The 17,213-nt window shown below is 65.5% G+C and carries 12 protein-coding genes; 9 read left to right on the top strand and 3 right to left on the bottom strand.

Features of this window, described 5'->3' with window-relative positions:
- Nucleotides 1-75: 75 nt before the first annotated feature.
- Genes mdcA through O6X71_RS04420 form a run of 7 tightly spaced genes read left to right on the top strand, consistent with a single transcriptional unit; the run spans nucleotide 76 to nucleotide 6,132 of the window.
- Complete coding sequence (gene mdcA / locus O6X71_RS04450; protein WP_353464633.1) at nucleotides 76-1,722, top strand: malonate decarboxylase subunit alpha; 1,647 nt, start codon at nucleotides 76-78, stop codon at nucleotides 1,720-1,722.
- 6 nt (nucleotides 1,723-1,728) lie between these two features.
- Complete coding sequence (gene mdcC / locus O6X71_RS04445) at nucleotides 1,729-2,046, top strand: malonate decarboxylase acyl carrier protein (protein WP_353464632.1); 318 nt, start codon at nucleotides 1,729-1,731, stop codon at nucleotides 2,044-2,046.
- Nucleotides 2,043-3,062, top strand: a complete 1,020-nt coding sequence (locus O6X71_RS04440) for a biotin-independent malonate decarboxylase subunit beta (RefSeq protein WP_353464631.1) — start codon at nucleotides 2,043-2,045, stop codon at nucleotides 3,060-3,062. The genes mdcC and O6X71_RS04440 overlap by 4 nt, the downstream gene beginning before the upstream one ends.
- A complete protein-coding gene (gene mdcE, locus O6X71_RS04435; protein ID WP_353464629.1) occupies nucleotides 3,049-3,765 on the top strand; it encodes a biotin-independent malonate decarboxylase subunit gamma in 717 nt (238 codons plus the stop codon). Before O6X71_RS04440 ends, mdcE begins: the two co-directional genes overlap by 14 nt.
- The gene (mdcG, locus tag O6X71_RS04430; RefSeq protein ID WP_353464628.1) at nucleotides 3,765-4,394 is read left to right on the top strand and encodes a malonate decarboxylase holo-[acyl-carrier-protein] synthase; all 630 of its coding nucleotides are present in this window, start codon (nucleotides 3,765-3,767) and stop codon (nucleotides 4,392-4,394) included. Before mdcE ends, mdcG begins: the two co-directional genes overlap by 1 nt.
- A complete protein-coding gene (gene mdcB / locus O6X71_RS04425) occupies nucleotides 4,391-5,224 on the top strand; it encodes a triphosphoribosyl-dephospho-CoA synthase MdcB (RefSeq protein WP_353464627.1) in 834 nt (277 codons plus the stop codon). The genes mdcG and mdcB overlap by 4 nt, the downstream gene beginning before the upstream one ends.
- Nucleotides 5,221-6,132, top strand: a complete 912-nt coding sequence (locus tag O6X71_RS04420; RefSeq protein WP_353464626.1) for an acyltransferase domain-containing protein — start codon at nucleotides 5,221-5,223, stop codon at nucleotides 6,130-6,132. The genes mdcB and O6X71_RS04420 overlap by 4 nt, the downstream gene beginning before the upstream one ends.
- 120 nt (nucleotides 6,133-6,252) lie before the next feature.
- On the opposite strand, the gene O6X71_RS04415 is transcribed toward O6X71_RS04420, so the two are convergent.
- Both O6X71_RS04415 and O6X71_RS04410 read right to left on the bottom strand, forming a co-directional pair.
- Nucleotides 6,253-9,534: a glycoside hydrolase family 2 TIM barrel-domain containing protein gene (locus O6X71_RS04415; protein WP_353464625.1), complete on the bottom strand. Its 3,282-nt coding sequence runs from the start codon at nucleotides 9,532-9,534 to the stop codon at nucleotides 6,253-6,255.
- Between the two features lie 97 nt (nucleotides 9,535-9,631).
- Nucleotides 9,632-12,457 carry a TonB-dependent receptor gene (locus O6X71_RS04410; protein ID WP_353464624.1) on the bottom strand — a complete coding sequence of 942 codons (2,826 nt, stop codon included), beginning with the start codon at nucleotides 12,455-12,457 and terminating at the stop codon, nucleotides 9,632-9,634.
- A 156-nt stretch (nucleotides 12,458-12,613) separates the two neighbouring features.
- On the opposite strand from O6X71_RS04410, the gene O6X71_RS04405 reads away from it, so the two are divergent.
- On the top strand, nucleotides 12,614-14,167 hold the full coding sequence (locus O6X71_RS04405; RefSeq protein WP_435368442.1) for a tryptophan halogenase family protein: 1,554 nt from the start codon (nucleotides 12,614-12,616) through the stop codon (nucleotides 14,165-14,167).
- Nucleotides 14,164-14,898 (top strand): SapC family protein, encoded by a 735-nt coding sequence (locus O6X71_RS04400; RefSeq protein ID WP_353464621.1) that lies wholly within the window; start codon nucleotides 14,164-14,166, stop codon nucleotides 14,896-14,898. Before O6X71_RS04405 ends, O6X71_RS04400 begins: the two co-directional genes overlap by 4 nt.
- Nucleotides 14,899-14,955: 57 nt before the next feature.
- Here O6X71_RS04400 and O6X71_RS04395 read toward each other — a convergent pair whose 3' ends face one another.
- Nucleotides 14,956-17,199, bottom strand: a complete 2,244-nt coding sequence (locus O6X71_RS04395) for an alpha-galactosidase (protein WP_353464620.1) — start codon at nucleotides 17,197-17,199, stop codon at nucleotides 14,956-14,958.
- Nucleotides 17,200-17,213 lie beyond the last annotated feature (14 nt).

The following is a 17,213-nucleotide window of genomic DNA, read 5'->3' as shown; positions in this document are numbered from 1 at the left end:
TTTAAGTATGCACAGGGTTGCGTTTGGAGCAATAGAGAATACAAAGAGTGCAGAATAAGCGTCAGGAGACGATGCGTGCGGCAGTGGAATACGCGGAAGGCTTTGCGTGAGGAACGGATCGCGGCCGGGTCTGGCTTCGCCACCGGCAAGCTGGTCCAACCCGAAACGCTGGTCGATTTCCTGGAGGCGGTACTGCGCCCCGGCGACCGGGTCTGCTTGGAGGGCGACAACCAGAAGCAGGCGGACGTGCTGGCCAAGGGGCTGGCGGCAATGGACCCGGCGCGGATCCACGATCTGCACATGGTCCAGTCCGGGGTCGTTCTGCCCGAGCATCTCGATGTGTTCGACAGCGGCATCGCGAAGCGGCTCGATTTCTCCTATTCAGGCCCGCAATCGGCGCGGATCGCCAAGATGCTGTTCGGCGGCAAGATCGAGCTGGGCGCGATCCATACCTATCTCGAACTGTTCGCGCGCTATTTCGTCGACCTCACGCCGCAGGTCGCGCTGATCGCCGCGGTCAGCGCGGACCGCCACGGCAATCTCTACACCGGCCCGAATACCGAGGACACGCCGACGGTGGTTGAGGCGACTAGCTTTGGCAGCGGCCTGGTGATCGCGCAGGTCGGGTCGATCGTCGACACGCTACCGCGCGTCGACATTCCCGGCGACCAGGTCCATTTCGTGCTCGACGCGGGCAAGCCCTTCTATGTCGAGCCGCTGTTCACGCGCGATCCCGCGGCGATGACCGAGACGCAGATCCTGACCGCGATGCTGGCGATCAAGGGGCTGTATCAACCTTACGGCGTGCGCCGGCTGAACCACGGCATCGGCTTCAACACCGCGGCGATCGAGCTGTTGCTGCCGACCTATGGCGAGAAGCTCGGGCTGAAGGGCAAGATCTGCACGCACTGGGCGCTCAACCCGCATCCGACGCTGATCCCGGCGATCGAGGCGGGCTGGGTCGAGCAGGTGCATTGCTTCGGTTCCGAGGTCGGCATGGAGGATTACCTCGCCGCGCGGCCCGATATCTTCTTCACCGGCCCCGACGGATCGCTGCGCTCGAACCGCGCCTTCAGCCAGACCGCGGGGCTGTACGCGTGCGACATGTTCATCGGCTCGACGCTCCAGATCGACCTCGCCGGACACAGCTCGACGATCACCGCGAACCGGATCGCAGGCTTTGGCGGCGCGCCCAACATGGGATCGGACGCGCGCGGTCGGCGCCATCCGAGCGCGCCCTGGCTCCAAGCGGGGGCGGAGGCCGATCCGGATACGGCGGCGCCTTTAAGGCGAGGGCGGAAACTGGTGGTGCAGATCGGCGAGACCTTCGGCGAGGGCAACGCGCCGCTGTTCGTCGAGAAGCTCGGCGCGCTCGAACTTGCCGAGAAGCTCGATCTCGATCTGGCGCCGATCATGGTCTATGCCGACGACACCACGCACATCGTCACCGAGGAAGGCATCGCCAACCTGCTGCTGTGCCGTACCGCCGACGAGCGCGAGCAGGCGATCCGCGGCGTCGCGGGTTTTACCGAGATCGGCCGTGGCCGCGACAAGGCGATGGTCGAGCGATTACGCGAACGGAAGATCATCCAGCGGCCCGAGGATCTGGGCATCGATCCGCTTGATGCGAACCGGAACATGCTCGCCGCCCGATCGATCAAGGACCTCATGCTCGCCTCGGGCGGGCTGTACCGGCCGCCGAGCCGCTTCCGGAACTGGTAGGACAACATGGAAATTCTCCATTTCGATATCGCCGCACCGATTCCGGTGGCCGGCACGCGGAAAATGGCGTTGGTCGGCGTTGTCGCGTCGGGCAATCTCGAGGTACTGGTCGAGCGCGGCGACGCACCCGATCGGTGCGCGATCGAGATTAGTACCGCGGCACACGGCTTTCGCGATCTGTGGGACGCGGTGGTCGCCGATTTCGTCGGCCGGCGTGCGGCCGGCGGCTTGCGGATCGCCATAAACGATGGCGGCGCGCGGCCCGACACCGTCTCGCTGCGGCTCGCCCAGGGCGTTCGCATGATCGAGGAGCCCGAGGCATGAGCAATTTTCGCCAGAGCTGGTACGAAGCGGGTGCGCGCGAGCGGGTCGCGGCACTGGTCGACACCGGCAGCTTCACCGAGTTCGTCGGACCCGAACAGCGCGAGACGAGCCCGCACCTCGGCATTTTCGACCTGCCCGCACAGTTCGACGACGGGATCGTCGTCGGCAGCGCGACGCTCGACGGCACGTCGATCCTGGTTGCCGCGCAGGAGGGCCGCTTCATGGGCGGCGCGTTCGGCGAGGTCCACGGCGCCAAGCTGACCGGGCTGTTGCGCGCCGCCAAGACGCTCGGGCGCGACGTGGTGATCGCGTTCGACACCGGCGGCGTGCGTTTGCAGGAGGCCAACGCCGGCGAGATCGCGATCGCCGAGATCATGCGCGCGGTCGTCGAAGCGCGTATGGCGGGCGTCCGCGTCGTCGGCCTGATCGGCGGTCGTGCCGGCTGCTACGGCGGCGGCGGGTTGATTGCGGGCTGTTGCTCGACGCTGATCGTATCCGAACAGGGCCGCGTCAGCGTGACCGGCCCCGAGGTGATCGAGACCAACATGGGCGTGGAAGAGTTCGATTCGCGGGATCGCGCGCTGGTCTGGCGGACGATGGGCGGCAAGCATCGCACGTTGATCGGCGGCGCGGACGTGTTCGTCGACGACGACGCAGCAGCGTTCCGCGACGCGGCGCGCGCAGCGTTGGCGCGTCCGACTGGCGCGGCGTACGATCGAAACGCCTCCCCCCTACCGTTCGTGCTGAGCGAAGTCGAAGCACCGGTTGAGCCGAGCCCTTCGACTTCGTCCGGGGCGACCGGAACGGCGCATAGAGCCAATCTCGATCTGCATACTATGACCGCCGAGCAGGCGCGGCTCGAACGGCGGATCGAACGGTTCGGCGACGCGACCGATGCGACCGACATCTGGCGCGCGCTCGGGATCGACGATCCCAAGGCTATCCCCGACATGCCATCGACCGCATTCGCCACCCTTGCCGCCCAGTATCGGGAGAGCGCCGATGACGCCCGCTGATATCCTCGCCTCGCTGTTCCCCGCCGGTCATTCGGTGTCCGCCGAGGGTGACCTGCTGTTCGGCCAAGGGACTTGGCGGGATGGCGACGTGGTCCACGTCGTCGGCGCGACTGCACGCGCGCCGATCGGGATCGATCAGGCGATCCGGTTGTCCGCTGCGGTGCTGGATATCGCCCGCAGCGACGACACCACGCCGATCCTGTTCCTCGTAGACAGCGCCAGCCAGCGCATGAGCCGCCGCGACGAACTGCTTGGGCTGAGCGAATACCTCGCGCATCTCGGCAAGTCGCTGTTGCTCGCGGAAGCGAAAGGCCACCGCACGATCGGTCTGCTCTATGGTGGCAGCGCGGCGGGGGCGTTCATTGCCACCGCACTCGCCTGCGGCACGCTGGTCGCGCTGCCCGGCGCACATCCCGAAGTCATGGACCTCGCCTCGATGGCGCGCGTGACGAAGCTGCCGATCGAGGTGCTGGAGGCCAAGGCAAAGACCACGCCCGTCTTTGCGCCCGGCCTCGACAACCTCGTCAGCGTCGGCGGCATCGCGCAGGTCTGGAGTCCAGCCGAGAGTCTCGCGGACCAGTTGCAGACGCTTCTGGCACGCCCGCGCGAGCGCGACGACCGGGCCGCACTCGGCGCGGAGCGGGGCGGTCGACCGAAATCGGCGCTGATCGCCGGTGAAGTCGCGGCGGCGGCGGAGGCGTAATGCAGTTCGAGCGGCACCGCCTGATCTACCTCGATCCGGCGCGCTGGACTGAGATACTTGCAGCATATCCGGCCCTCCGGGCGATCCCGGTGGTGGTAGACTGGGTCTTAGCGGGGCATCCGCTGATCGGCCGCCGGTCGGTATGCGAGGACATGGCGGGGCTGGTACCGCTTGGCCTGCCGTTACCGCCATCGCTCGGCAAACAGCGTCTGGCGATCATGGTGCCGCCGGACGCGATCCTGTCCGATGTGCCGCCGCCTTTGCTTGCCGAGGCAAAGCGGACTGCGCCGGCTACTTGGCAGGAGACGATCACCGCTCTGGTCGCGCTCGATCCCGAGACGCGGTCCTTCGGCAGCCTGGCGTGGGCTTACCTGACCGGCCTGCCGTATCTGTCGGAGACGTCCGACCTGGACTCCTTATGGCAGGTCGCGACCGCCGATGATGCGGCGCGACTGGTGGCAGCGCTGGTGCGCATCGACGCGAAGGCGCCGATGCGGCTGGACGGCGAGATCGTGACGCCGACCGGGCTCGCGGTGCAGTGGCGGGAGTTCGCATCGGACGCGCCCGAAATGCTGGTGAAGACGGCGGAGGGTAACCGGATGATCGCCCGCGCCGAGGTGTTCGCATGACCGCGCTGGCCCGCTCCACCACGGCGATCGACTGCGAAGGCATTGGCCGGATCGCCACCGACTGCCTCAAGCTGGAAGTCGCGACCTATCCCAAGCCCGGTCTCGTCAGCCCGGTCGATAGCGGCGCGCACGACGACATGGACGCGGCGATGATGGACCGCAGCGCCGACGCGCTCGAACCGTTCTTCGCACGGCTCGCCGAGGCGGGTGCAGCAGGCGCAGGAATGGATCGTCTCCGCGTGATTGGGATCGAGGCGGAGAGTGCGATGATGGCGGCGACCGGCGGCGTCAACACGCACCGCGGCGCGATCTTCGGCATGGGGCTGCTCTGCGCTGCGGCCGGGTTTCGCGCGGTGTACCGCATGCGGGGCACACTCGGCGCGATCGTCGCGCAACGTTGGGGCGCGGAGATCGTGCACGGTCCCGTCGCGCTCCACAGCCACGGCAGCATGGTCGCGCGCCGCCACGCCAGCGGCGGTGCGCGCATGGAAGCGGCAGCGGGCTTTCCGACGCTGTACCAGATCGCGCTGCCCGCGCTGGCCAAGGGGCGGCGTCTGACCGCAGATGGCGAAGCCGGGCGCGTGCATGTGCTGATGGCGCTGATCGCCGCGGTGGAGGATACCAATCTTCTCTACCGCGGTGGTCTCGCAGGGCTCGCCTTCGCGCGGGCTCAGGCGACGGACTTTCTCGCTGCGGGCAGTATCGGCGCCGACGACTGGCGCGCCCGCGCGGTCGCGATCCACGGGGCGTTCACCGCGCGACGGCTCAGCCCCGGAGGGTGTGCCGACCTGCTGGCGATGGCGCTGTTCGCTGCGGTGCACGACGCATGACGCTCGTCCTGTTGTGCTCCGGGCAGGGCCGCCAGGATCGTGCGATGCTCGACCTGTTCGTCGATCACCCCGCCGCCGCGCCAATCCTGGCGGAGGCTTCGACGCTGCTGGGCCGGGATATCCGCACGTCCCTGAAGTCCGCAGATGACGCGACGCTGTTCGCCAACCGGACGAGCCAGATCCTCTGCGTCGCACGCGGTCTTGTCGCAGCGGCTTGCCTTGCGCCCGCTCTGCCGTTCGTGGTGGCGGGGTACAGCGTTGGCGAAATGACCGCGTGGGGCGTTGCCGGCATATGGTCGCCTGCGCGCACGCTCAAGCTTACCGCTGCGCGCGCCGAGGCGATGGATTCGGCGAGCGGCGACGACGATGGTCTGGGCTTCGTGCGCGGCTTGGCGCGGGACCGGGTGGAGACGCTGGTTGCGCAGTTCGATTGCGCGATCGCGATCGTCAATCCGGACCGGGTGTTCGTGATTGGCGGCGCGCGTGAGCGGGTCGAGCGATGCTGTGCCGTGGCGTTGGAGGAGGGGGCGATCGCGGCGCGTCCGATTGCGGTGCACATCGCCTCGCACACCCCGCGATTGTCCCGCGCGGTCGCGCCGTTTCGCGCCGTGCTCGATGCCTCCGAGCCGGCTCGGCCCGTGCCTGGCCGTACATTGATAGCGGCGGCCGATGCCTCGACGGTCAGCGGCGCACGCGGCATCGCGGGCCTCGCGAACCAGGTTGATACGACGATCGACTGGGCGGCGACGCTCGAAGCGATCGTCGAGCGCGGCGGCAGCCGGTTTCTCGAACTCGGCCCCGGCAGTGCGCTAGCCGACATGGTGCGGGCTACCTACCCGATGCTCGACGCCCGCGCTGTCGACGATTTTCGTAGCATCGCCGGCGTCGAGGCTTGGATCGCGGGCTAAGGTAGTAGGCTATCGTCGGCGGGCGCCTCTTTGCCCGAGGCCCTCCGATCCGATTTGGAATCTGCAATCCTCCCCAGGCGGGGGAGGATCAAATCGAAGTGCCCATAGTACCGCGCGGGGTCACTCCCCCGTCGTGGCCGTCGCCGGATGCGCCTTGTCCGGCGAAGTGCCCTCGCCCACGAACGGGGTCAGGCGGAACGTCACCGTGGTAGGCGCAAGCGGGATGCGGTAGCCGGGGAGGGGTTTGCCGACTTCGCTCCACTCGGTATCGCCGCCGACGCCCCATTGTGCGGCGTCGACCAGCAGCGTGACCTGCCCGTGCGGGACGACGTCGCTCGACTTCCAGCTGCCCGGTGTCTTGCGATCGAGATCGGCATAGGGGAACGCCAGCGCGTTCATCATCAGCGGCCGGTCGCCCTGGACGCGAACGCCGCCCGCCGCACCCGACAGCTCCATCCAGCGTACGTCGACCTTGTTGCCGGTCTCCTGCGGGCGGATATAGTCGTGGTTCTGTTCCGCGATCGCGCCGCGCCACAGGCCGATCGGCGCCGAGGTCTTCCGATCGACATAGCTCTCGTGCGGGCCACGGCCATACCATTCGACCGTCTTCGTCTCGGTCGGCATCGCAAACGCCATGCCGATGCGGAACGGCCCGGGCAGATCCTGCTTGATCGGCGTGAAGCGGCCCGCGACGCCGACGGATCCATCCGCGGCCATCGTGTAGCGTGTTTCGAACGACGCCGTGCCATCGCCAAGATCGTAATCGACGACGATTGCCCCCGTACCGCGATCGGCGGTGACCGAGCGGACTTTCCGCGTGTCGCTCATCGTCTTCCACATCGCCAATTGCTTGGCGGTGCCGATGCCGAGGTCGTTGTCGGTTACCGCGCGCCAGAAATGCGGCTGGCCGCCACTCGCCAGGACGCGACCGTCCTTGCGATAGCCGGTGATCAAGCCGGTCTTGCGATCGATATCGAGCGACGCGCCGATCGCGGCCAGCGTCAGGCTACCGCCCGTCTGGCGTACCGCGACACCGTTCGCATCGGCGGCCGGCACGGTTGCCGCGCCGGGAGTCAGCGCAAACTGTTCGAACCCGAGCACCGTACCGCCCGCCACCAGCGGCACCGCGCCGTCCTTGGCATGGACCTTCACCGTGACGAAATACTCCGCCCCCGGCTTTCGCGTCACCGCCGCGATCGGCAGCGTGATCGTCTCCGCGGTCCGCGCCGCGGTGGTCAACCCGGGCAGCTTGCCCGACGCGACCGCGATGCCGTTCTCTTCCACGGTCCAGTCGAAGTCGAAGCCCGACAGGTCGCGGAAATCGTGCCGGTTGCGCACCGTCACCTTGCCGTTAGCCGCATCGAACCCGTCGAACTGCACCGGCGCATACACCTTGCGCAATTCGTAGAAGGCCGGGTTCGGCGTGCGATCGGACTGGAGCAGGCCGTCGCCGAACTCGATATCGCCGCCCGGATTGGGGCCGTACTCACCGCCATCGCCCCAATAGCGCTTGCCGTCCTTGGTATAGCGATACATCGACTGGTCGACCCAGTCCCACACGAACCCGCCCTGGAGCTTGTTCGGATGCGCGTAGGTCGTGTCCCAATATTCCTTCAGATTGCCGCCCGAATTGCCCATCATGTGCGCATATTCGCACTGGATCATCGGCTGCTTGAAGTTCCAGTTGGTCGCGTAGTCCTCAAGCTTGACGACCGGGTCGTACATCGGCGCATAGATGTCGGCATAGTAATTGGGACGATGGTCGGTGACGCCGTCGAACGTGCCCCAGCCGAGATAGCTGATCAGCCGGTTCGGATCGCGCGCCTTCGCAGCCGCCGCGGCAGCCTCGAAATTGGGACCGATGCCCGCCTCGTTGCCGAGCGACCAGAAGATGATCGACGGGTGGTTCTTGTCGCGCTCGACCATGTTGACGACGCGGCTGACATGCGCGTCCTTCCACGCGGGATCGAACCCGACCTGGAACTTGGCACGCGATTCAGGGTGATTATTACCCTGCTCCATATACGCGTGGCTCTCGATATCCGCCTCGTCCATCACGTACAGGCCGTAGCGATCGGCGAGCTCGTAGATGTACGGGTCGTTCGGATAATGCGAGGTACGCAGCGCGTTGATGTTGGCGCCCTTCATCAACGTGATGTCGCGCTCCATCGATTCGTGGCTGACGACGTGGAAGGTTTCCGGATCGTGCTCGTGGCGATTGACGCCACGGATCGTGATCGGCTTGCCGTTGACGCTGACCAGACCGTTCTTGATCGCCACGGTGCGGAAGCCGATCGACTGCGCGGTCGACTGGATGACCTTGCCCTTGGCATCGGTCAGCTCGACGACCAGCCGGTAGAGATTGGGCGTTTCCGCGGTCCAGGGCTTCACGCCCGGCACCCGTCCGGCCAGCTTGACGGTACGCTCGTCCTTGCCGGCGGGCACCGCGACGCGGCCCTCCAGCACCTGGCGCTCGCCGTCCATCAACGCATAGCGCGCGCTGGTCGCGGCGCCCGGCGTCACCGCGAGATCGAGACCGAGCACGCCGTCGCGGTAATCGTCGGACAGCCCGGCATGGACGAACGTGTCGCGTACGCGGGTGCGCGGCGCGGCCATCAGGAAGACCTCGCGCTCGATCCCCGACACTCGCCAGAAATCCTGGTCCTCGAGATAGCTGCCGTCGGACCAGCGATGGATCTGGATCGCGATCGTGTTCTTGCCCGGCTTCAGATAGCGCGTGACGTCGAACTCGCTCGGCAGCTTGGAATCTTCCGAATAGCCTACCGACTGGCCGTTCACCCAGACTTGATACGCGGAGCCTGCCGCACCGATGTGAAGGATCACGTCCTGGCCCTGCCAGCCCGGCGCGATCACGACGTCGCGGCGGTACGAACCGACCGGGTTGGTCGCGTGGGGTATCAGTGGGCGGTTGGCGGGGAAGGGGTAGACGATGTTGTTGTAGCGCGGCTGGTCATAGCCTTCGGTCTGCCAGTCGGCGGGGACCTTGATGCTCTTCCACGCGGAGGCGTCGTAGTCCGGCCGCTCGAACCCGGGCGGCACCGCGTCCGAACTGGGCGAGAACTGGAACTGCCATTGGCCATTGAGTGACTGGAACCGCGCCGACTTGGTACGGTCTCCGGCGACCGCGGCAGCGCGCGTCTCGAACGGAAAGCTGGTGGCACGAGCGGGCATCTTGCCGCGCGCGAACACGGCGGGGTTTTCCCAGTCGGGTCGCGTCGGATCGATCTGGACCGGCTGCACCCGCGGGGGCTGGGCGCCGGGAAGCTCGGCGGGAGTCGGGGCGGGGGCCCCGGCAGGAATTTGCGCCCATGCAGCGCCGATCGCGGTGATGTTGCCAAGCGCGACGATTGCGACGCCACCTAAGAAACCGAATTTTGTCATGCCGAGATCTGGTCCTTGTCAGCCGCTTGCACGCCGAGTGTAGTCAGCATGGGCGGGATCGTCACCGGATCCCGCCCATGCTCTGGTGTCGAGGGTATCAGAAGGAGAAGCGTACGCCCGCGTCGTAGCGCGGTCCGAAGTTCTGGTACGTCAGCACCTGATTATCGAACCGGCCGGTGGTGATGTACTTCGCGTTGAACAGGTTGGTCCCTTCCAGGAAGACCTGTGCGAACGGCGTGACGTTGACCGCGACGCTGCCGTCGAACTGACCGTAATCGCGGACGAACACCGGCTCGTTGCCCGGACCGCCTGCCAAGGTCTGCAGGAACCGCTCGCGACGGTTATAGGCGATACGGGCGGAGATGCCGTATTTCTCGTAGAACACGGTGGCGTTCTGCGAATTGCCGATGCCTTCCGCGGCGAACGACGTACCGACCTGCGTGACGTCGAACTCGCGATTGGTCTTCACGAAGGTCGCGTTCGCCTGCACGCCGAAGCCGCTCAGAACGCCCGGCAACCAATCGAACGTGTGCACCAGGTTGAGTTCGAGCCCCTTCACCTTGAGCGACTGCGCGTTGCGTGGCCGGCGTACGCTGAACCGTGCCGTGTTCGGACCGACGATCAAACCGCCGACCGGGATGTTGCCCGCATTGGCGATCGGGAACAGTTCCTCGCCGAAGCTCTGGACGATGAAGTCGTCGATGGTCTTGTGGAACACCGCCGCCGATACCGTCGTCGTGCTGGTCGGGTACCATTCGAGCGACGCGTCGTAGTTGGTCGCGCGGTATGGTTTCAGGTCCGGATTGCCGCCGCTCGCGGTCAGCGTGGCGGGGCGCAGCGTGTCATAGCTGAGGCTTGGCGCGAGATCGCCGATCGCCGGGCGGGTCAGCGTCTTGTACGCCGCGAGACGCATCTGAAACTTCGGCGTGAAGCTCAGTTTCGCGTTCAAATTGGGCAGGAAGTTGTTGTAGGTCGACCGGCGGTTGACGGATACGCCGACGCGGTTGTTCGCGTACACGCCGTTATAGATGGTCGGATCGCCCGGCACCGGCAGAAGATCGGTCAGCAGGAGCTGCTGTCCGCCTGATACGAGCTCGGTATATTCGTAACGAGCACCGACGTTGATGAACCAGGGCAGGCCGGCGACGTCGCCGTCGAGGTCCATGTCCGCATAGCTCGCATAGACGATTTCCTTGACGCGATTGGACGGCTGGCGGGACACCGCATAGCCGTTGCTCGCCGCAAACAGCGCGGCGGTCGTGCCGACCGGCTGGTTACGCGCACGGTCAAGCGCCGCGCCCGCCGACGCGCTGGTCAGGAAGTCGAAATAGCGATTGGCATCGAACTGCAGGAACTGCGTCGGTGCCGAACCGCTGCTGGCACCCAGCGAATTCGGCGAATACGCGCTCAGCAACGAAGGATCGGCGGACGTCGCGTAACCGCAATAGACGCAACCGACGTTCGGGTCTGAGGTGATCGGCACGTTGCTCTTGTCGCGCGACGTGCGGTTCAGGCCGAAGCGGATGGTATCGACGATCCCCCAGCCGGGCTTCCAATCGGTGTTCCAGCGGTATTCGGTCACCTTCTCGGTGACGTCGTTGCCGTTGATCCCGGCGATGTGAGTCTTTCCGCGCGACGGGTCGGTCAGTGCGCCGGCATTATAGCCGAACGTCGACGGGATATCATCATCGCCCGCGGCGGTGAACGAATAGGCGGTCGGCGTGCCGATCACCGCGAAATAGCTCTTGCCGCCACCTGCGTTCTTCGCGCGCGACCAGGTAGCGTCGAACACCATATGGACCTGATCGTTAGGACTCCATTCGGCATTAAAGCCCGCTTCGTAGGTCTTGGTTTCGCGGACCGCGCCGGACGAGATGAAGTCGGCATTGCCGTTGGTCGTCAGCGACGTGATCGAGCGATTGCCGTCGATCGTCGCGGCGGTGTAGCTCGATGGCTCGAACCAACTGCCGAGGGCATGCGTCTCGCTATCGCTTTTGAAGCGATTGAACAGGCCGTCGACGGTGAAGGTCAGCTCGTCGGTGGGGGCATATTGCGCCACCAGCGTTGCGCCGAGCCGGGTGCGGTCATCGGTGGTGGTGCCGACATTCTGGTTGCGCGGCGCGTAGACGTTGGTGAACAGCGGCGCGTTGGTCGGTCCGACCGTCGTGTTCGGAATATAGCCGTCGGTGGTGATCGACGTGACCGCAGCTTTGCGTCGCTGGTACGACACCGAGCCGAGCAGGCCGAGCTTGCCGTCCGCGAACGTGTCGCTCAGCAGGCCGAACAGCTGCGGCGTGAACTTGTCGCTGTTCTTCTCGTAATTCGCCTTGCCGGTGAAGACGCCCTTGAAGCCCTTCAGCGCGAGCGGTTTGGGGGTCTGCAGGTTGATCGTCGCGCCGATGCCGCCACTCTGCAACGGGGCCTGCGAGCTCTTGTACACCTGCGCGCCGCTGATCAGTTCGGCGGGGAGAAGGTCGAACGAGAACGACCGGTTATAGTTGTCGGAGGCGAAGCTGCGGCCGTTGAACAGCACGGTGTTGAAGTTCGGGCCGAGACCGCGGACCGTGACCGACTGGCCTTCGCCGTTGCTGCGATCGATCGCCACGCCCGGAATGCGCTGGAGCGACTCGGCGACGTTGGCGTCGGGGAACTTGCCCAGATCCTCGGAGGAAATCGCATCGAGGATACCGGCGGCGTCGCGCTTCTGGGCGGCGGCCGATTCGATGCTGCGACGGATGCCCGTGACGACGATGTCGGCCTGGCTCGCGTCGGCGTCGGTTTGGATGCCGCCGGCCTGCTCGCTGGTCGGCGGCGCAACCTGTGCAATCGCTGGTACGGCAGCGATCAACGCGCCAAGCGCGCTGGCCAGTCCGCATGCGGTGTAAAGGTATTTAGATTCTGGTCGCCCTAGTTTGGCTAGCATCGCTCTCCCCTCCTATACAGTTCCCGACCCGCCTCGATTGGGCAGATTTAAATCGATTGCTACAGTATTATCTTATAAATACAATCAAGAAAAATAGCGGTGCGCGCCGTAAATAAGATTGGAGACGAGATGTCGAACGCCGAGGGTATGCGAGGCATGATCCGGACCATAGTCGTAGTTGGTGGTGGATCCGCGGGCTGGCTGACAGCGTGTCGGCTTGCGGCACGATCCGTCGGCTTGGGTAGCGGGATCAAGGTCCTGCTCGTCGAGTCCGCCACCGTACCGAGTGTCGGCGTTGGCGAGGGAACCTGGCCGACGATGCGCAACACGCTGCGCAAGATCGGGATCGACGAAACCACGTTCATCCGCTCCTGCGACGTCGCATTGAAACAGGGCGCGCGGTTCGTGGGCTGGACCGATGGGAGTGCCGATGACGCCTATTACCATCCACTAAACCCGCCGGCGGGGGCAGGGGATGTCGACCTTGCCCCCTATTGGCTCGGTCTGCCAGACGCGAAAGCGGAGACGGACGCGGATGGGGCGAGCTTTGCCGATTGGGTGGATTACCAGTCGGCGCTGTGCGACGCAGGGCTTGCACCGAAGACGATCACCGCGCCTGAATATGGCGGCCATGCCAATTACGCCTATCATCTCGATGCGGGCAAATTCGCGACCTTGCTGCGCGATCATGCGGTTGGTTCGTTGGGCGTCGAGCACGTGATCGGCGACGTCGCGCGCGCAAACCTGGCCGACAACGGCGACATACGGAACGTCGAACTGGCCGACGGACGCATCTTGGCGGGCGACCTGTTCGTGGATTGCTCCGGATTTTCTGCATTGCTGATCGGTGGCGTCTACGATGTCCCCTTCCGCAGCTGCCGTGACGTCCTGTTCGCCGACCGCGCGCTTGCGATGCAGGTCCCGTATCAGGGCGAGGACGATCCGATCGCCTGCCATACCATTTCCACGGCGCAGGATGCGGGTTGGATCTGGGACATCGGCCTTTGGACCCGCCGCGGCGTCGGTCATGTCTACAGCAGCGCCTATACCAGCGACTACGAGGCCGAGGCGGCGTTGCGCCGGTACGTCGGCCCGGCGTCGGACGCGCTGCCAGTTCGTCGGATCGCGTTCGATCCAGGACATCGTGAGCGGTTCTGGCAGAACAATTGCGTCGCCATCGGCCTGTCGGCAGGGTTCCTGGAGCCGCTCGAGGCGTCTGCACTGATGCTGATCGAGACCTCGCTCGATGCGCTGGTCGACCGATTGCCGCAGACGCGATCGACGATGGATGCGATCGCGCGACAGTTCAACGAGACGTTCAGCCATCACTGGCAACGGATCATCGAGTTCCTCAAGCTCCATTATGTCATCACGCAGCGGCGCGACACTGCCTTCTGGCGCGATCATGCCGCCGTGTCGTCGATGCCCGACGGGTTGCAGGAGCGGCTCGAGCTTTGGACGCACCATTCTCCCGCCGCGCAGGATTTCGCCCACGCGCGGGAAGTGTTTTCCTGGCCGAGCTATCAGTATGTTCTTCACGGCATGCGCTTCGGGAGTAGCTATCGCGGCGAACCCGTCACCGCCGACGGCAAGCTGGTCGCCACGCTGGTGGCGCGTAACGCGCGCGTTCGTGCCGAACTGACGAGCAAACTGCCGCGCCACCGCGATCTCCTGCGGGCGGTACGCAAACACGGGCTGCAACGGGTATGAGCCGCGTCCGTCCGTTAGATCGCGCCGATCACGGTGCGCTCCGTTTCGATCCGACCGTCGTCGGTCCGTCGCGACGCATCGTGCAGATCGGTCTGTCCGAACTTGCGCTCGCTGCGGCGGACATGCCGCTCTGCCTTGCCAAGGATGCCAACACCGGACAATTTAATCTGGTCGCGCTCGTCGGCTTGGTCGAGCCGGTCAATCTGTTCGTTCACGATTGCCACTTCCATGCGACCTATTGCCCCCGGGCGTTGCAGTTGACGGGGTTCCGGTTGGACCCGAACGGCGTCGCAGGGCTGGCGGTGGTCAAGGACGATCCGGCGATCGGCAGCTCGGGCGATCCGCTATTCCAGGACGGGGAGCCATCGCCGGTCTTGGCGGGCATCACAGCGGCGCTGGAGCATCTCATCGCCGATATCGCTGCGGCGCGCGCGGTGATCGACGACTATGCGACGCAGCGGCTGATCCGCCCGCTCAACCTCGTGCTTCAAAGCGACGACGGGCAGGAGCATGTCATCGACGGGCTCTACACGATCGGTACCGAGCCGCTCATGCAGCTATCCGATGACGAGGTTGCGCGCATGCACCGCTCGGGCGCGCTCGCCTCCGCGACGCTTCTCGCCGCGTCGCTGGTGCAGGTCGAACGACTGTGCCAGCTGCACAATGCCGGTGGCCGGCAACGGCTGCGCATCACGCGTCTATCGCACGACGACGGATTGGCGGCGTTCTGACTAGAACCGGACGGTCGTCGATCACCCGGAGCGTGATCGACGACCATCGCGCTGGGTTCATCGCACTGCGTCGAACACGAAGGCTACCCCCACGAAGTCGCCCTTGAGCGGTGCTCGAAGGCCGTGTTCCATCCAGTATGCGCCACTCGCGCGCGTCGGCACGCCGTCGGGCAACGCGCCGCCGCCGAGAATCGACACGCGGTAGGTGGCGGCCGGATCGAGGCCCTGCGGATGGTTCGGTGCCGGATTGTCGCGCCACATCGATGAATGCAGCATCTGGAACATGATGCCCTGCCGACTGTCCTGCGACACGTACATCGTCGCAGACGACGCGTTGTCGTTCGAGGGCGGATCGATACGGTAGAGCTGGCCGCGCTGCACGGTCTGCCGGATCGTCTTGTACGCGGCGACCCACTTGGCAGCCGTCGTAAAGTCTTCCTGCTGCCATTTGTCGAGGTTGGCGCCGATGCCGAGGCCGCCCTGCATCGACGACAGGAACCGGTAGTCCAGCGACGTCGTCCGCGTGTTCGCCCAATTGGGGCTGTCGGTCACCCACGCCATCATCACCGCCGCGGGATAGGCCTGGGTGAAGCCGTCCTGGATCATCAGCCGGTCCGCCGGGTCGGTATTGTCCGACGGCCACACCTCGTCCGTCAGTCCGAGGATACCGAGATCGACGCGACCGCCGCCACCCGAACAGCCTTCGATCTCAAGCTTGGGATGTCGACGCCGCAACTCGGACAAGATGTGATACAGGTTGCGGACATAGTCGACATAGACCCGCTGCTGGTCCTGCACCGGAACTTCGGGCCAGCCCGCCTCGGTCCAGTTGCGGTTATAGTCCCATTTGAGGAACGCGATGTCGTTCTCACTGACCAGCGTGTCGAGAACGCCGAGCAGATGATCGCGTACGTCCTTCCGCGCGAGGTTCAGCACCAGCTGGTTCCTCCCCTCGGTACGCGGGCGTCCGGGAAAGTTCAGGACCCAGTCGGGATGCGCACGATACAGGTCGCTGTCGACGTTCACCATCTCCGGCTCGACCCACAGGCCGAAGTCCATGCCAAGACTGTGGACCTTGTCGATCAGCGGCTTCATCCCGTTCGGGAACTTGGTCCGGTTGACCGTCCAGTCGCCAAGCCCGGCCTTGTCGCTGTTCCGCGCACCGAACCAGCCATCGTCGACGACGAACCGCTCGACCCCAATCCGTGCGGCTTTTTGAGCAAGCGCTTCCTGGCCTGCCTCGGTCACGTCGAACGCGGTTGCTTCCCAGCTGTTGTAGACGACCGGGCGCGGTTTTTTATCGACGCCGCCCGGAAGGATGTGCCCGATCTCGAACTCGTGGAAATTGCGTGAGGCGCCGCCCATGCCGGCGTTGGAATAACCGGCGTAGAAGATTGGCGTTTCGAGCGTTTCGCCGGGCTTCAAGGTCCATGAGAAATCATAGGGATTATATCCGCCCATCAGGCGAACACGGCCGAGATTGTCCTGGCCGACACTGATCCGGAACGACCCCGACCAGGCGAGCGCGCCGTACCAGACCGGACCATGGTCCTCGCTGGTGAGGCCTTCCTTGCCGATCGCGAAATAAGGGTTGTTGCCATGGCCGGTCGAACCGCGCCGGCTTTCCAGCACGGTCAGGGCAGGGGTGATCGGGACGTCCTTCTTCTGCCATTCCGCGGCATGGCGCCCCGTGAGATAGTGAAGGCGATAGTCGTCACCGACGGGCAACGTGAACACCGCGGAGGCGATCTGATCGACCCGTACCGGGCGACGGTCGCCGTTGCGCACCGATGCCGAGCGCGCGAGGACCCCGGTTTTCGGGTCGATCGTATAGCGGAGGGTTACGGTCAGCGGGCGTCTGATGTCCGCCAGTTCGACGATCAGCGTCTCGCCCTTGACGGAATGAGAGCGATATTTGAGGACGAGGTCGCGATTACCGTCCTCGAACAGCGCCTTGATGCCGGGATCGTTGACGAGGCCTTCGCCTTGTCCCGGATATTCCTGCAGCGTGACCGACCCTGCCGGGTCGAACCCGGAAAGCTCGCCAGGGGCTTTCACAAGCACCGGATCCCCGCTCTTGACCGGATCAGTGGCGACGAGTGGATCGCCGGCCGCGAGCGGCGCCCCCCAGTAGAGCGGCTGCAGATAGCCCTTCTCGTCGACGCCCATCGCGTAGGTCACGCCAGCGCCGTCCAATCGAAAGATCCTCGCACCCGCAGGCGCAGTGACCTTCGATTGCGCGGCCGTCGCGCATATTGCCGCCACGAGTCCCGACGCCAGGACCAATCCCGTCTTCCGCATATCCCGCTCCCCTT

It is taken from the genome of Sphingomonas faeni, from assembly GCF_040407505.1.
Classification (GTDB): Bacteria; Pseudomonadota; Alphaproteobacteria; order Sphingomonadales; family Sphingomonadaceae; genus Sphingomonas; species Sphingomonas faeni_E.
This window is presented reverse-complemented; position numbering and strand designations above follow the sequence as displayed.

What these genes read in the sequence shown, in the direction of transcription:
- mdcC (WP_353464632.1), top strand. Translation starts at nt 1,729, where the DNA reads ATGGAAATTCTCCATTTCGATATCGCCGCACCGATTCCGGTGGCCGGC.
- O6X71_RS04440 (WP_353464631.1), top strand. Translation starts at nt 2,043, where the DNA reads ATGAGCAATTTTCGCCAGAGCTGGTACGAAGCGGGTGCGCGCGAGCGG.
- mdcE (WP_353464629.1), top strand. Translation starts at nt 3,049, where the DNA reads ATGACGCCCGCTGATATCCTCGCCTCGCTGTTCCCCGCCGGTCATTCG.
- mdcG (WP_353464628.1), top strand. Translation starts at nt 3,765, where the DNA reads ATGCAGTTCGAGCGGCACCGCCTGATCTACCTCGATCCGGCGCGCTGG.
- mdcB (WP_353464627.1), top strand. Translation starts at nt 4,391, where the DNA reads ATGACCGCGCTGGCCCGCTCCACCACGGCGATCGACTGCGAAGGCATT.
- O6X71_RS04420 (WP_353464626.1), top strand. Translation starts at nt 5,221, where the DNA reads ATGACGCTCGTCCTGTTGTGCTCCGGGCAGGGCCGCCAGGATCGTGCG.
- O6X71_RS04415 (WP_353464625.1), bottom strand. Translation starts at nt 9,534, where the DNA reads ATGACAAAATTCGGTTTCTTAGGTGGCGTCGCAATCGTCGCGCTTGGC.
- O6X71_RS04410 (WP_353464624.1), bottom strand. Translation starts at nt 12,457, where the DNA reads ATGCTAGCCAAACTAGGGCGACCAGAATCTAAATACCTTTACACCGCA.
- O6X71_RS04405 (WP_435368442.1), top strand. Translation starts at nt 12,614, where the DNA reads ATGATCCGGACCATAGTCGTAGTTGGTGGTGGATCCGCGGGCTGGCTG.
- O6X71_RS04400 (WP_353464621.1), top strand. Translation starts at nt 14,164, where the DNA reads ATGAGCCGCGTCCGTCCGTTAGATCGCGCCGATCACGGTGCGCTCCGT.
- O6X71_RS04395 (WP_353464620.1), bottom strand. Translation starts at nt 17,199, where the DNA reads ATGCGGAAGACGGGATTGGTCCTGGCGTCGGGACTCGTGGCGGCAATA.